Origin of the sequence: Nocardia gipuzkoensis (assembly GCF_021183645.1) — a bacterium.
In the GTDB taxonomy this organism is placed as follows: Bacteria; Actinomycetota; Actinomycetes; order Mycobacteriales; family Mycobacteriaceae; genus Nocardia; species Nocardia abscessus.
On the sequence record NZ_CP089225.1, the window covers coordinates 1,755,862 to 1,772,810 of the forward strand.

A 16,949-nucleotide genomic window follows, 5' to 3' on the forward strand; every position below is an offset into this window, starting at 1 on the left:
AGGGGACTTCGTTACCGCACCGTTGCCCCATCATGCCGGAACGGTGTCGATCCGATCATGACCGCCCCATGTTCCGTGTCGTTTCCCACCCCGGGGGATCCAGCAGTTCGGTCAGGCGGGGGCCGATCTGCGCCAGCGCTGCCGGGGAGGTCATCTGATCGTGCGAGACGCCGACGGGATGATCATCGACCCGGCCGTCGACGTAGGGTTGCCAGCCGTGCGCCGCGGTGTCGTGACCGGCCGCGCTGAAGTAGTCCAGACGGCCGCGGTAGACCTTCGGCCGATGCTCGGCGATCAGCTCGGCCGAGCGCACCGCGCTGCGGTAGATCCGGCGCACCCGATCCGGGGTGAGCACCGCCATGTCGGGCGGGATGGTGGCGTGCAGCGCGGCCAGCGCGTCCTCGCTCAGGTCGTGGATGTCGCCGTCACGGGGCAGCGGGGCGTCCGCGCCGATGCCGAGTTCGGCCAGCGCCTCGCGGATCGCCGCCCGGAAGTCCGTGACGTCGATGTCCGGATGGCTGTCGAGCATGGTCAGCAGCCCGATGTCCTCCCCCGCCGCCTGCAACTCGGTCGCCACCGCGTGCGCCAGCACACCGCCGAGCGACCAGCCGAGCAGCCGGTAGGGGCCGTGCGGCTGCACCGCGCGGATCTCGGCCACGTAGCGGCGCGCCATCTCGGTCAACGACTCCGGCAGGTAGCCCTCTTCGGTCAACGCGGGCGACTGCAGGCCGAAGATCGGCGTGCTCGCGGGCACGTAGCGCGCGAGACCGGCGTAACACCAGGACAATCCGTACATCGGATGCAGGCAGAACAGCGGCTGGGCGGCGGCCGTGTCGTGCGGCACCATGGTCCGGATCGGCAGCAGCACACCGAGCGCCGCGTTCGAATCCTGGTCGTAGTCGTGGTCGTCGGCCAGGGCGGCGAGGATCCGGGCGGCCAGCGCCGCCGGGGTGGCATCGGTGAAGAACCACTGCACCCGCACCTCGGCGCCGGTGAGCGTGCGCAGCCTGCTGACCGCGCGCGTGGCGACCAGCGAGTTGCCTCCCAGATCGAAGAAGTCGTCGTCCATGCCGATCCGCCGGCCGTCGCCGGGCTCGAGCACCTCGTCGAACACCTCGAGCACGGTGCGCTCCAGCGGCGTGCCCGGCGCGCGATACGGGCGGGCCGCCGGCCGCGGCGCGGGCAGCGCCTTGCGGTCGAGTTTGCCGCTGGCGTTCAACGGCAGTTCGGCGAGCGCGACGACCGCCGAGGGCACCATGTAGGACGGCAGCGCGGCACGGGCGTGCAGCAACAGCGCGGCCTCATCGATCGACTCCCCCGGCACGGCGACCACATAGGCGGCCAGCCGGTCCCCGCCTGCGCCGCGCACCAGCGCGACAGCGGCGTGCCGCACTTGGGGGTGACCGGTCAACACGGTCTCGATCTCACCCAGCTCGACGCGCTGGCCACGCAGCTTGACTTGGAAGTCGCCGCGGCCCAGATATTCCAGGGCTCCGTCACGCCAGCGCACGATGTCGCCGGTGCGATAGAGCCGGGTGCCGCCCGCATGGGCGACGAAACGCTCGGCGGTGAGGGCCGGGGCCCCGAGATAGCCGCGCGCCAATTGCACACCCGCGACGTACAACTCGCCCGCCGCGCCCGGCGGCACCGGCCGCAACTGCTGGTCGAGCACGTGCACGCGGGTGTTGGCCACCGGAACACCGATCGGAATCGCCGCCGCGGCCGTATCGCGCACCGGGTGGTCGGTGACCACGGTGGCCTCGGCGGGCCCGTACCAGTTGACCAGCGCGGCGCCGGGTGCGGTGGCGGCGAAGGTCGCCGCGGTCTCCCTCGACAACGCCTCGCCCGCCGCGAACACCCGCCGCAACGACGGGTAGCCCGTGGCCGGGTTGGCGACGGGGTCGAGGAACACATCCAGCATCGACGGCACGAAATGCACCGTGGTGACCGCGTTCTCGACGATGACCCGGGCCAGGTAGGCCGGATCGCGATGGCCGTCGGGCGCGGCGACCACGATCGATGCTCCGGTCTGCAACGGCCAGAACAGCTCCCAGGTGGAGATGTCGAAGGTGATCGGCGTCTTGTGCAGCACCACGTCGTCGCCGCCGTGCGGATAGGCCGACTGCGCCCAGCGGAACTGGTTGACCATCTGCCGGTGCGTGATCATCACGCCCTTGGGGCGGCCGGTCGAACCCGAGGTGTAGATGACGTAGGCGACGGTGTCCGGGTGGACGTGCTGCTGCGGCCACGCTCCCTGGTACGGCGGCAGATACAGCGTGTCCACCGCGATCACCGGGACACCGGTCGCGGTGTCGAACGCGTCCGCGGTGGTGGTCAGGACGCAGATCGGGGCCGCGCTGCCGAGAACGTACTCGCTGCGTTCGGCCGGGTGATCCGGATCGATCGGGACATAGCCGCCGCCGGCCCGCAACACCGCGTAGATCGCCACGACCAGATCGATCCCGCGTCGCATGGCCACGGCAACCAGCGTTTCCGGGCCTACGCCCCAGCGCATCAGCTCGACGGCCAAGGACCGTACGCGCGAATCCAGTTCGGCGTAGCTGAGGGTGGTGTCGGCGAAGCGCACCGCTGGCGCGTCCGGCGTGCGCGCCACCTGCGCGTCGAACAGCGACAGCAGCGTCGCGCCGTCCAGCAGTTCGGGCGCGTCGGTGGCATTGCGTGCGGCCAGCTCGGCGCGCTCGTCGTCGAGCAGCACATCGATCTCGCCGACGCGCGCCTGCGGGGTCGTCACGAAGCGTCCGATCAGCGCCGCGAGCCGGCGGGCGAGCGCTCGAGCCGCCGGTTCGCCGGTCAGATCGCGCAGGTACTTGACCGAGACGCGCAACTGACTGTCCAGCACCACCAGCACCGTGAACGGATAGTGGGTGCCGTTGACCGCGCCGACGCCGGTGACGTTCATCCCGTCGATGGCGCTGGCCTGGTCCAGCCCCTCCCGGTCCACCGGGAACGACTCGAACACGACGAGCGAGTCGAACAACCCTTCCACGCCGACGGCTTCCTGGATGTCGCTCAGCCCCAGGTAGTGGTGATCCAGCAGCGCGGCCTGCTCGGCCTGCAACTGGCGCAGCAACCCGCCGAGCGTGTGGGTCGCGTCCAGCCGCACCCGCACCGGGATCGCGTTGAGGAACAGCCCGACCATCGCCTCGACGCCGTCCAGCTGGGGGGGCCGTCCGGACACGGTGGCGCCGAAGACCACGTCGTCGCGATCGACGGTGCGACCGATCAGCAGACCCCAGGCCGCCTGCACCACGGTGTTCACCGTGACGCCGAGACCCGACGCGAGCCGGGTGAGCGCGGTGGTGTCGGCCTGGGACAGCTCGAATCCGACCTCGCCGACGCCCGCGGAGATCTCGCGGCCGGGATCGACCGGCGCGAGCGGCGTCGGTTCGGTGACACCGGCCAGCGCGGCGCGCCACGCGGCACGGGCCGCCTCCGCGTCCTGCGCGACCAGCCAGGCCAGGTAGTCGCGATAGGACCGCACCGTGGGCAGGTGCCGGGAGTTGCCGCCGAGCGCGTACAGCGTGAGCAAGTCCTTCATCAACAGCGGCATGGACCAGCCGTCGATGAGGATGTGGTGGCTGGTCACCAGCAGGTGGTAGCGGGCGGCGGTGGAGCGGATCAGCGCGAACCGCAGCAGTGGCGGGGTACGCATGTCGAAGTGGTCGGCGAGATCGGCCGCCTGGAGCCGCTCCAGCTCGGCCGCCGCGGCGGCCGGTTCCAGCTGACTCAGATCGATCAGCCGCCACGGCACCTCCAGCGAATCCTGCACGATCTGCACGGGATTGCCGTCACTGTCGTCGGCGAAGGCGACGCGCAGATTGTCGTGCCGGTCGAGCACCGCCTGTGCGGCGGCATGCATCCGGCGCGCGTCCACCGCGCCCCCGAGATCCAGCACGAACTGGGTGGTGTAGACGTCCACCGAGTTCTCCGCGAGCAGGGCGTGGAACAGCATGCCCGATTGCAGCGGGGTGAGCGGCCAGGCGTCGGTCAGGTCCGGGTAGGCGCGGGTGAAGCGGTCGATGTCGGGCTGCTTGAGCCGCACCAGCGGGAAGTCCGACGGCGTGAAACCGCCCGCGTCGGGGCGCAATCCGTGCTCGGCCAGGCCACCGAGCGCGCGAATCCAGTGCTCGGCGAACATTTTCACGTCCTCGCCACGGAACGCGGCGGCGGCGAAGTCGAAGCGGGCCAGCAGGCCGTCGTCGGTGGCGTCGACGGTCAGCACGAGCAGCAGGTCGTCGGACGGGATGTCGGTGTGCACCCGCGCCGGGCGCAGATCCCGGTAACGCAGCGCGAACCGGCCGCGGCCGAGGCCGCGCAGTTCGGCGGCGGTCTCGGCATTGAGGTGGCGCAGCAGGCCGTAACCGACACCGCGCGAGGGCACCGACCGCCGCAGCTCCTTGATCTGCGCGATGGCGGTGCCCGCCGCGGGACCGCCGATCAGGGCGTCTTCGATGTCGAGCCGGGTCAGCCGCAGCGGAAGCGGGTATTCGGTGACGAAGCCGCCCACCATGCTCTCGGCGTCGGCGTGGGTGGCCGCGCGCGGATCGGCGGGCAGCCGCACCACCGAACCGATGGCGCGCGTGACGGTCTCGCCCGCGGAGGTGTGCAGGGCCAGCGCCAGCGCGGTGAGCACGATGTCGTCCACTCCGGCGTGGTAGGCCTCCGCGGCGGCGGCGACGGCCTCCGCGCCCTCCGCCGTGATCGTGAGCGAGACCCGGCTGCGTGCGCGCAGATCGCGGCCGTCGGCTCCCGCGCCCTCCGGGAGGCTGCCGAGCGTGCGGCGCCACCAGTCCATCTCGGCTACGGTGGCCGGCTCGTAGGCCTTGGCCGCCAACGCCCGGATGAGCATGCCGAGGCCGGATTCCGCGGCCGCGGGCGCGGCGTGGCGTGCCCGGTTCCAACGCGCGGTGAGCTGGTCGGCGATGGTCCGCCAGGAGATGTCGTCGACCACGAGGCTGCTGGCCACGATGATGAGCGTGGAGCGCGCCTCCGGACCGCCGGTGAGCACGAAGTAGATGTTGCGCCCCTGTTCGGGGTCGAGCGCGGCCGCGGCCGCCTGCACCACGTCGTCGATGGGTAGCGAGGTCTCGCCACGCTGGGCGTCCAGCCTGCGGAACGCCTCGCCCGTGCGCTCGTCGGCGGCCGGGATGCGCAGCACGGGCGCGCCGCTGTCGTCGTAACCCACCCGTACCCACAGCATCGGGTGCTGGTCGAGCACGGCGGACACCGCGCCGCGCACCGTCTCGACCGAACAGGTCTCCGGGACGTCGAGGGCGATGGCCCGCACCTCGACGCCCTCCTCCAGCATCCGCGCCGCGTCCGGCGTGAGCGGCAGTTCGCCCGCCTCGTCGCCGTGGCCGCCCTCCACCGCGGCGGCGCGGGCCAGTGCGGCGACGGTCCGGCATTCGAAGACATCACGCGGCGCGAAACTCACCCCGCGGGCGCGTGAGCGGGAAACCACCTGGATGGACACGATGCTGTCGCCGCCGAGGGCGAAGAAGTCGTCGTCCAGGCCGACCCGGTCCACGCCGAGCACCTCACCGATCACTTCGGCGATCACGAGTTCGGCCGGGGTGCGTGGCGCACGGTAAGCGCGGGTGTCCACGGCGGGCTCCGGCAGCGCCTTGCGATCCAGCTTGCCCACGGGGGTCAGCGGGATGGCGTCGAGCACCACGATCGCCGCCGGAACCATGTACTCCGGCAGCGTGCGCCCGATCCGCTCGGTCAGCGCGGCCGGATCCGCCGTGGCGTCGCTGGCCGGCAGCACGTAGGAGACCAGGATGGTCGCGCCGGAACCGGTTTCCCGGCCGAGGGTGACGGCGAAGTCGACCTCGGGCTGGGCCGCGAGCGCGGCGTCGATCTCGCCGAGCTCGATGCGGAAGCCGCGCACCTTCACCTGGAAGTCGTTGCGGCCCACGTATTCCACGACCGGCGCGCCCCCGGCCCTGCGCCAGCGCACCAGGTCACCGGTGCGGTAGAGGCGCTCGCCGGGCGCACCGTACGGGTCGGCGACGAATCGCGCGGCGGTGAGCCCGGGGCGGGCGTGGTAGCCGCGCGCGAGCTGGATGCCGCCCAGATACAGTTCGCCCGTGACGCCTTCGGGCACCGGGTGCAGCCTGCTGTCGAGCACCAGCGATCGCATGCCGCGGATCGGGCCGCCGATCGTGACCGGTTCGCCGGGCCGCAGCGGATCGCTGATATTGGTCATGATGGTGGTCTCGGTCGGCCCGTAACCGTTGTGGAAGTCGCGCTCCGGCACGTCCGTCCACTTGGCCGCCAGATCGGCGGGCACCGCTTCACCGCCCGCCACAATGGTCCGCATCCCCGCCAGCGCGTCCGGGTCGAGCGAGGCGAGCACCGACGGCGTGAGGAAGGCGTGCGTGACGCCCTCGGCGCGAATCAGTTCGGCCAGTTCCTCGCCACCGAAGGTCAGCGGTGGCGCCAGCACGAGACCGCCCGCCGCGCCGAGCGCGAGGAGCAGTTCCAGCATCGACGCGTCGAACGACGGCGACGCGAACGCCAAGGCGCGCGAGGACCGGTCGAGCCGGTAACGCTCCACCTGTTCGGCGCTGAAGTTGGCCAGCCCGGCGTGGGTCACCACGACGCCCTTGGGCAGACCGGTGGAGCCGGAAGTGTAGATCACGTACGCGGCGTTGTCCGGGCGCGGCGCCGCGCGCAGTTCGGCGGGCCGCAACGGCTGATCCGAGCGCACGGCGACGTCGACGGTGAAGTCGCGATCGTCCAGCACGAGCCACGCGCCACCGGCGAGGGCGGGCAGGTTGTCCAGCTCGGCGGTGAGCGTCACGCCGAGTGCCACACCGGAGTCCGCGACCATGTGCGCGATGCGCTCGGCCGGGTAGGTCGGGTCGATCGGGACGAACGCCGCCCCGGTCTTGGCCACCGCCCACAGCGCCAGCACTGATTCCACCGAACGACGGATGGCGATGGCGACCAGCACATCCGGTCCCGCGCCGCGGTCGATCAGCGCGCGCGCCAATTGCGCGGAGGCCGCGTCGAGTTCGGCGTAGCTGAAGGTGCGGTCGTCGGCGACCACCGCGATTCCGGCCGGGTTCGCCGCGACGGCGGCGGCCATCAGCTCCGGCAGCGTGCCCGGCGGCACGGCGGGTGCGCCGATACGGGCGATCAGGTCGGCGCGCTCGGAGTCGTCCAGGATCTCCAGATCGCCGACGGCGGTGGCGGGATACCGGGCGACGGCGGCGAGGATGCGGCGGAACCGGCGGCCGAACTCGACGACGGTCTGCTCGTCGAACAGGTCGCGGGCGTAGGTGAATTCGGCGGCGAGACCGGCCTCGGCGCCGGACTCGGTCCGCTGCTCGCGCACGGTCAGCAGCAGATCGAATTTCGCGGTGTCGGCGGCCGGGTCGAGCGCGGTGAAGCTCAGGCCGGGCAGGTGGAAACTGGTGGCGGTGAGGTTCTCGAACGACAGCGCCACCTGGAACAGCGGGTGGCGGCCCGCCGATCGCTCCGGGTCGAGCGCCTCGACCAGCCGCTCGAAGGGGATGTCGGCGTTGGCGAAGGCGCGCAGATCGGTTTCCCGATTGGCGGCGAGCAGTTCGGTGAATGCGAGACCGGGCGCGACCCGGGTGCGTAGCACCAGCGTGTTGACGAACATGCCGATCAGGTCGTCGAGTTCGGCTTCGCCGCGCCCCGCGATGGGTGTGCCGATCGCGATGTCGTCGGTGCCGGACATACGCGACAGGAAGACCGCGAACGCGGTGTGCACCACCATGAACAACGTGGCGTTGTGCTGCCGCGCGAGCCCGGCCAGCGCGGCGTGCACGTCGGCGGCGACGACGAAATCGGTCTTGCCGCCCGCGAAGGACTGGGCAGGCGGGCGCGGCCGGTCGGCGGGCAGGTTCAGCTCGTCGGGCAGGTCGGCGAGTTCGGCTGTCCAGTAAGCCAGTTGCGCTCCCGCGAGCGACTCGGGATCGTCGTCGGCGCCGAGCACGTCGCGTTGCCACAGCGCGTAGTCGGCGTACTGGATGGGCAGCGGCGCCCAGGACGGCTCGCGGCCGCCGCCACGCGCCACGTACGCCGACATCAGGTCCCTGGTCAGCGGGCCCATCGACCAGCCGTCGGCGCTGATGTGGTGCGCGACGAAAACCAGTACGTACTCCGACCCGGCGAGCTGGAAGAGTTTGGTGCGCAACGGCACCTCGGCGGTGACATCGAAGCCCGTCGCGACGATGCGCTGTATTTCACCGGCGACATGCTCGTCCCCGATCTGCGCGGGAGCCAGGTCCACCGGCACCTCGTGCGGCGCGAGGACCCGCTGTACCGGGCCGTCCGGGGTCTGCGGGTAGATCGTGCGCAGGATCTCGTGGCGCGCGACGATATCGGCGACTGCCCGGCCCAGCGCGGTGACGTCCAGGTCGCCGGACAGGCGGATGGCGGCCGGGATGTTGTAGACCGAGGCCGAGGTGTCGAACTGGTTGAGGAACCACATGCGCTGCTGCGCGAACGACAGCGGGAGGTGGTCGGGCCGCGGTCCCGCGACCAGCGGGACGCGTTTGCGCGCACCGGTGCCGTGTTCGACCTTGATCGCCAGTCCGGCGACGGTGGAGGCTTCGAACAGCACACGCACCGGAACACGCGCGTCCAGCGCCGCGCCGATCCGTGCCGCGACCTGAGTCGCCAACAACGAGTTACCACCCAAGGCGAAGAAGTCGTCGTCCGCACCGACACGCTCCACACCGAGCACCTCGGCGTACACGGACGCCACGATCTCCTCGATCGGAGTCGACGGCGCACGAAACGCCTGAACCTCGAACTCCGGCTCCGGCAACGCCTTACGATCCAACTTGCCGTTCACATTCAACGGCAAAGCATCCAACACCACCAACGCCGAGGGCACCATGTACGACGGCAACCCGGCAGTGAGTTCGGACTTCACCCGCGCCACATCGACACCGGCATCAGCATCGGCGGCAACCAGGTAAGCCACCAGGCGGTCACCGGTCTTCGGATCCGACTTCGCGATCACCGCCGCCTGCGCGACCTCCGGCAGCGCGAGCAGTGCGGCTTCGATCTCACCCAGCTCGATACGGAAACCACGGATCTTCACCTGGAAATCCGTACGACCCCGATACTCGAGCTCACCACTGCCGTTCCAGGCGACCAAGTCACCCGTGCGATACATCCGAGCACCAGGCTGGAACGGATTCGCCACGAACCGATCCGCAGTCAGATCCGCACGACCGAAATACCCACGCGCCAACTGCGCACCAGCCAAATACAACTCACCCGACACACCCACCGGAACCGGACGCAACCGCGCATCCAACACAAACACCCGACTGTTCCACTCCGGCACACCGATCGGCACCGAAGCCCCATCCACAACAGTCACCCGGTGACTCGTGATCGACACCGCCGCCTCAGTCGGACCATACAAATTGAACAACTCGGTACGCGGATTCTCCCGCAAAAACCGCTGCGCCACCGAACCCGGCAACGCCTCACCGATCGCCAACACCCGCCGCGGCGACCAGTCCCGCGCATTCGCGGCCGCCCGGTGCACCAGCAGCGCGTCGAGCATCGACGGCACCACGTGCAGTGTCGTGACCGACTCGCGCGCCATCAGCTCGTTCAGATACGCCGGATCCCGATGACCGTCCGGCGAGGCGATCACCGAACGCCCGCCGCACACCGCCGCCGACCAGAACTCCCACACCGACAAGTCGAACGTCGCCGCCGTCTTCAGCAGGACCGAGTCTTCCTGGGTCAGCCCGAAATAAGCTGCCTTCCAGAGTAATTGATTCGCGATCGCCGCATGCGACACCGCGACGCCCTTCGGCTGCCCAGTCGAACCAGACGTGAAGATGACGTATGCCGTGTTCTCCGGTCGCAGCGGTACGGCCCGCTCGGCATCGGTGAGCGGCACGCTCGCGACCGCGGTGAGTTCGAGGTCTTCCAGTCGCACCACCGGGGCGACATCGGTATCGAAGTCCGACTCCGCATTGCTCAGCACACACACCGGAGCGGCGACGGAGAGGACGTAGTCGGTTCGCTCCGCGGCTTGGTCCGGGTCCACCGGCACGTACGCGCCACCGGCCTCGGCCACCGCGTACATCGCCACGACCAGATCCACCGATCGGCGGAACGCGAGCGCGACCCGGCGTTCGGGCACGACGCCCACCGAGATCAGGTAGCGGGCGAGGCGGTTCACTCGGGCGCCCAGTTCGGCGTAGCTCAGCTCGGCGCGTTCACCGTCGGGCAGGTCCGCGACCAGGGCGACCGCTCCCGGCGTCGCCGCGACGGTCCGGCGCAGCAGGGAGCACAGTGTCGCGTCCGGTTCCACCGGGTGGATCGTGTCGTTCCACGTGGTGAGCACGTCGGCACGCTCGGTGTCGGCGAGGATGTCGATATCCCCGACCGGCACCGTGGAATCCGCGACTACCGCCGTGAGGATGCGCGAGAACCGATCCGCGAACCCCTGCACCGTCTCCCGATCGAAAAGATCGGTCGCATACGTCAGAAACCCGCCGATACCGGCGGCCGCACCGGACTCCTCATATCCGTCGCCGACGATCAAGTGCAGATCGAACTGCGACACATCCAAATCGGCATCGACACCGGCCACCGTCAACCCGGGCAGCTCCAACGCGGTCCGCGCGATGTTCTGGAACGACAACCCGACCTGGAACAACGGATGGTGCGCCGTGGAACGCGGCGGATTCAGCACCTCCACCAACCGCTCGAACGGCACGTCCGCGTGCGCCAACGCCGCCAGATCCGACTCACGCCGGCGCGCGAGCAGATCCGCGAACGACTCACCCGGCTCGACCCGCGACCGGAAGACCACGGTATTGACGAACATACCGATCAGATCATCCAGCGCACGCTCACCACGACCGGCGACAGGCGTGCCGACCGCGATGTCGTCCGAACCCGACAACCGAGCCAGCAATACCGCGAACGCCGCGTGCACCACCATGAACAGCGTCGCACCGTGCGCACGGGCGAGCTCGACCAGACCCGCGTGCGTGGCGGCGTCCACGGCCACACCGACCCGGGCACCCGCCAACGACGCCACGGCCGGGCGTGGCCGATCCGTCGGCAACTCCAGCACATCGGGCAGACCGGCCAGTTCGGCACGCCAGAACCCGATCTGCCGCGCGGCCACCGACTCCGGATCCGACTCCGCGCCCAGCACCGCACGCTGCCACAACGCGTAATCCGCGTACTGCACCCGCAACGGCGACCATCCCGGCAGCTCACCGGCCGTGCGCGCCGAATACGCCACCATCACGTCCCGCACCAGCGGACCCATCGACGACGCATCCGCCGCGATGTGATGCACCACCACCGCGAGCACGAACTCCCGCGGCGCGTCCGCGATCCGCAGCAACCGCACCCGCACAGGCACTTCGGCGGTCACGTCGAAGGGCGTCGACGCGAGCGCGTACACCTCGCTCGCGACCTCGGCCGCACCGATCGGGTGCACCGCCACATCCAGCGCCACCTGCCCGGGGGGCAACACCACCTGCACCGGACCATCCGGAGTCTCCGGATACACCGTGCGCAGCACCTCGTGCCTGCCCACCACGTCGTGCAGCGCCGCACCCAGCGCCGCCACATCCAGCGCACCGGTCAGGCGCACAGCGAACGGCAGATTGTAGGCCGCCGCACCGATCTGTTCCCCCGCGTCATCGGTCTGATCGAAACGATTCAGGAACCACATTCGCCGCTGCGCCAACGACAACGGCAACCGCTCCGGACGGGCGATACTGCCCAGCTCGACACCACGCTCACCGTGCGTGTGCGACTCGATCGCCGCCGCCAGCGCCGCCACGGTGGGCGCTTCGAACAGCGTCCGCACCGCCACACGCGCACCGACCGCGGCCCCCAGACGCGCCACCACCTGCGTGGCCACCAGGGAATTTCCACCCAGTGCGAAGAAATCGTCGTCCGCGCCCACTCGGGGCGACCCGAGCACCTCGCCGAACACCCCGGCCACGATCTCCTCGACCGCGGTCGCGGGGGCGCGGAATTCCCGGGCGGTGAAGACCGGCTCGGGCAGTGCCTTGCGGTCCAGCTTGCCGCTGGGATTGAGCGGGAACTCCGCCAGCGCCACGATCGCCGCCGGAACCATGTACGCGGGCAGCGTCGCACCGATCGCCTCCAGCAGGCCGGCCTGCTCGATCGCGTACCCCGGCGCGGGGACCGCGTAGGCGACCAGCTGGTCGCCCAGCGCCGAAGACGCGACGAGCGCGACGGCCTGGCTCACCGAGGGCTGCGCCAGCAGCGCCGCCTCGATCTCCCCCAGCTCGATCCGCTGACCACGGAACTTCACCTGGAAATCGGTCCGGCCGAGATAGTCGAGCCGATGCGGCAGTTCTTCGGTCGGGGCGCGCCAGACCACCAGGTCGCCGGTCCGGTACATCCGCTCGCCGAGGCCGAACGGGTTGGCCACGAACCGGTCGGCGGTCAGATCGGGACGCCGCACATAACCGCGGGCCAGCTGGTCACCGGCGAGATACAGCTCGCCCGGCACGCCGGCAGGCACCGGCCGCAACCACGAATCCAGCACATAGACCTGGGTGTTCCACTGCGGCACACCGATCGGCACGGACCGTTCGTCGGCCGCGGTCGCGGGCCAGTAGGTCACCGAGACCGCCGCCTCGGTCGGGCCGTACAGGTTGTGCACCGCGGCGTCCGTCACGGCGCGCACCGCGGCGACGGTCTCCGGCGGCAGCGCCTCGCCGATCGCGAAGATGTCCCGCAAGGTGGGGCACGAGCCCGGCGCGGTGTGCGCGGCGAAGACCGTCAGCATGGACGGCACGAAGTCGGTCACCGTGACGCCTTGCGCGGCAATGGTTTCCGCGACGTACACCGGATCGCGATGTCCGTCGTGAGTGGCGACGACCAGCTTCGCGCCCACGCGCAGCGGCATGAAGTAGCCCCACAGCGAGACGTCGAACGTCGTCGCCGTTTTCTGTAGGTACACGTCATCGGCGTCGAGCGGGTACGCCGCGAGCATCCAGCTGATCTGGTTCTGGATCGCGAAGTGCGAGATGGCGACGCCCTTGGGGCGGCCGGTGGACCCCGAGGTGAAGATCACGTATGCCGGATGGTGCGGCAGCAGCGGACGCACCAGTTCCTCGGAACGCACCGGAGCGTCGTCGAAGCGATTCGGGTCCAGGGCGTCCAGCAGCAGTACCGCGGCGCCTTCCGGCAGGTCGACCGCGTCGGCGGAGGTCGTGAGCACACAGACGGGCTGGGCGGTGTCGAGGATGTGCGCGATGCGTTCAGCCGGATGATCCGGATCCAACGGCACATACGCCCCACCCGCCGCAACGATCGCATACATCCCCACCACGAGATCCAACGACCGACGAACCGCCAACCCCACCAACGACTCCGCACCCACACCCTGCGAAATCAACAACCGCGCCAAACGATTCACCCGCGCATCGAACTCCCGATACGTCAGCCCCACACCCTCGAACACCACGGCGACCTCGTCGGCATATGCCTCCGCCGCCCGGCGGTAACCGTCCAGCAGCAACTCGGCGGGCACCGGATACCGGGTGCTGTTCCATTCGAGCAGGATGCGTTCGCGCTCCACGGGGGCGAGCAGATCGATCGCGCCGATCGGCCGGTCCGGCTCGGCGGCGGCGACGGTCAGCAGCCGGTCCAGCCGCCAGGCGAACTCGGCGATCGTCCGTTCGTCGAACAGGTCGGTGGCATAGGTGAACATCGCCGTGAAGCCGGCGGCCTCGCCCTCGGCTTCGGGTGCCACGGTCAATTGCAGATCGAACTTCGCGACCGCGGCGTCGAGCTCGACCACCCGGGCAGACAGTCCGGGCAGGGCTATCTCGGGCCTGCTCATGTTCTGGAAGAACAGCGCCACCTGGAACAGCGGATGATGCGCCTGCGACCGCACCGGGTCGAGCACCTCGACCAGCCGCTCGAACGGCAATTCCGCATGCGAGAAGGCGCCCAGATCCGTCTCTCGCACCTGGGCGAGCAGCGCACGGAACGACGCGCCGAGGTCGATCCGGGTGCGCAGCACCAGCGTGTTGACGAACATGCCGATCAGCCCGTCGAGCTCGCGCTCGCCACGGCCGGCCACGGGCGTGCCGATGGTGATGTCGTCGGTGCCGGTCAGGCGGGCCAGCAGCAGCGCCAGCGCGCTGTGCACCACCATGAACTCCGAGGCGCCCGCGCTGTGCGCCAACTCGGCGAGCCCCCGGTGCACCGAGGCGTCCACCGCGAAGGCGTACTCCGCACCCCGGCCGGAGGCGACGGGCGGGCGCGGCCGATCCGAAGGTAGGTCGATCCGGTCCGGGATGCCCGCCAAAGCGCGACGCCAGTAGCCGAGCTGGGCCGCGGCCACCGAATCGGGGTCGTTCTCGTCACCGAGCATTTCGCGCTGCCACAGCGTGTAGTCCGCGTACTGCACCGGCAGCGGCTGCCAGGACGGCCTGGCCCCGTTGCGCCGGGACAGGAACGCGCTGAGCAGATCCCGCAGGAACGGCGCTACCGACGCGCCGTCGGCGGCGATGTGATGTACCACCACCACGACCACATGGTCGCCGGGACCGATTTCGGCCAGGGCGATGCGCAGCGGCACTTCCGCCGACACATCGAAGCCGGCCAGGGCGAATCCGCGCAGCCAGTCGGTGAGTTCGTGCTCGGCGAGGGGCTTCGGCGCGAGGTCGGGGACGGCCTGCGCGGCGGGCACCACCACCTGATAACCCGTACCGTCCACCGCCGGATACACCGTCCGCAACGTCTCATGACGCTCGACCACATCAGCGACCGCCGCCCGCAACGCAGCCACATCCAACACACCCGACAACCGCACCGCGAACGGAATATTGTTCGCCGCAGAACCAGTATCGAACTGATTCAAAAACCACATCCGCTGCTGCGCCAACGACAACGGCACACGCTCCGGACGCTGCAGCGCCACCAACGCGTGCCGGTCCCCCGCGCCCTTCAACGGCTCCAGCCGCGCGGCGAGCGCGGCGACGGTGGGGCTCTCGAAGATCAGTCGCGCGGGCACCCGCGCCGCGATGGCGGCTCCCAAACGCGCGGCGACCTGCGTGGCGATCAGCGAATTGCCGCCGAGCTCGAAGAAGTCGTCGTCCGCGCCGACCGGTGCGCCGGGGCCGAGCACTTCGGCGTACACCTCGCCCACCAGCTCTTCCAATGGGCCGACCGGCGCGCGGAACACCTTGGTCTGTAACCGCGGCGCGGGCAGCGCTGCGCGGTCCAGTTTGCCCACCGGGGTCAGCGGGATCTCCTCCAGCACCATGACCGCCGTCGGCACCATGTGCGCGGGCAGGGTCTGCTCGGCGAAGGCGGCCAGTTCGGCCGCGTCGGCGGCCATCCCCGGGGCGGCGTGCACGTAGGAGACGAGAATGGTGGCGCCACTGTCCAGGTTGTGCCCGACAGTGACCGCGAAGTCGACCGTCTCGTGCGCGGCCAGCACCGCGTCGATCTCACCCAGCTCGATCCGGAAACCCCGGATCTTCACCTGGAAATCGTTGCGACCGAGATACTCCAGCTCACCGCTGGCCGTCCGACGCACCAGATCACCGGTGCGGTAGAGCCGGGAACCGTTCGCCTCGAACGGGTTGGCCACGAAGCGGGATGCGGTCAGCGCGCGCCGTTCGTGGTAACCGCGGGCCAGTTGGGCACCGGTGATGTACAGCTCGCCGACCACGCCGCTGAGGACGGGCACAAGGCGCTCGTCCAGCACGTACTCGGTGACGGCCCGGATCGGGGCGCCGATGGTCACCGGCTCGCCGGGCACCAGCGGCGCGCTGATGTTCGTCATGATCGTGGTCTCGGTCGGGCCGTACCCGTTGAAGAATTCGCGGGTCCGGCCACCGGACACCGGGAGCACCCAGCGCCGCACCAGCTCCGGCGGGCACGCCTCGCCACCGGCCACCACCACCCGCAACTCGTCCAGACCCGCCGGGTCCACCGACGCGAGCGCCGCAGGCGTCACGAACGCGTGGGTCACGGCCTCCCGGCGCACCAGGGACGCGAATTCCTCGCCGCCGAACACCGTGGGAGACGCGACGACCATGGTGGCCGCGCCACCGAGCGCGAGCAGCAACTCCAGCACCGACGCGTCGAACGACGGCGACGCGAAATGCAACGTCCGCGACGCACTCGTCACCCGATACCGATCACGCTGCTCGGCACAGAAACCCGCCAACCCCGCCTGCGTGACGACCACACCCTTCGGCTTACCGGTCGAGCCCGAGGTATAGATGACGTAAGCGGGATGCTCCGCGCGCAGTGGGCGCACCCGATCGGTGTAGGTCACCGGGTCGGCGGGGAACTCTTCCAGCCGCCGCGCGCATTCGGCGGTATCGATGGACAGCCACTCGACCCGGTCCGGCAGGTCGGTGCGAACCTCGTCGACGGCCAGCCCGAGTACCGCGCCGGAGTCGACGATCATGTGCGCGACGCGATCGGCCGGGTAGTTCGGATCGACCGGAACGAACCCCGCACCCGTCTTGGCCACCGCCCAGACCGCCACCACCGACTCGACCGACCGCGGTATACCCACCGCGACCAGATCCTCCGGACCCACGCCACGATCGATCAGCAGACGTGCCAGCCGGGTGGAGCGTTCGTCCAGCTCGGCGTAGCTCAGCTTGGCCAGCGTGCTGGTCGCGTCGGCGAACACCACGGCTGCGCCGCTCGGGTTGGCCTCGACCGCCGTGGCCATCAGCTGCGGCAGGGTGGTGACGCGGGGGCGGCGGGTCCGGGTCGGGCGCACTCGGGCCGGGCGGGTCATGCGCGCACCGCTTCCGCAGTCTCGTCACACCGCTGACCGACCGCCCGAACCATCGTGCTGCCTACCCTGTCTGTTGTCGCCACGCGCACGTTCACCATGCTCTCGCCCTCATGATCATCGAACGCGCGCATGCCGATCGTTA

The 16,949-nt window shown here is 70.2% G+C and carries 1 protein-coding gene; it reads right to left on the bottom strand.

Translation table 11 applies throughout. The features are described 5' to 3' along the window. Positions 1 to 55 precede the first annotated feature (55 nt). On the bottom strand, positions 56 to 16,807 hold the full coding sequence (locus tag LTT66_RS08025; protein WP_233065594.1) for a non-ribosomal peptide synthase/polyketide synthase: 16,752 nt from the start codon (positions 16,805 to 16,807) through the stop codon (positions 56 to 58). Positions 16,808 to 16,949: the final 142 nt, after the last annotated feature.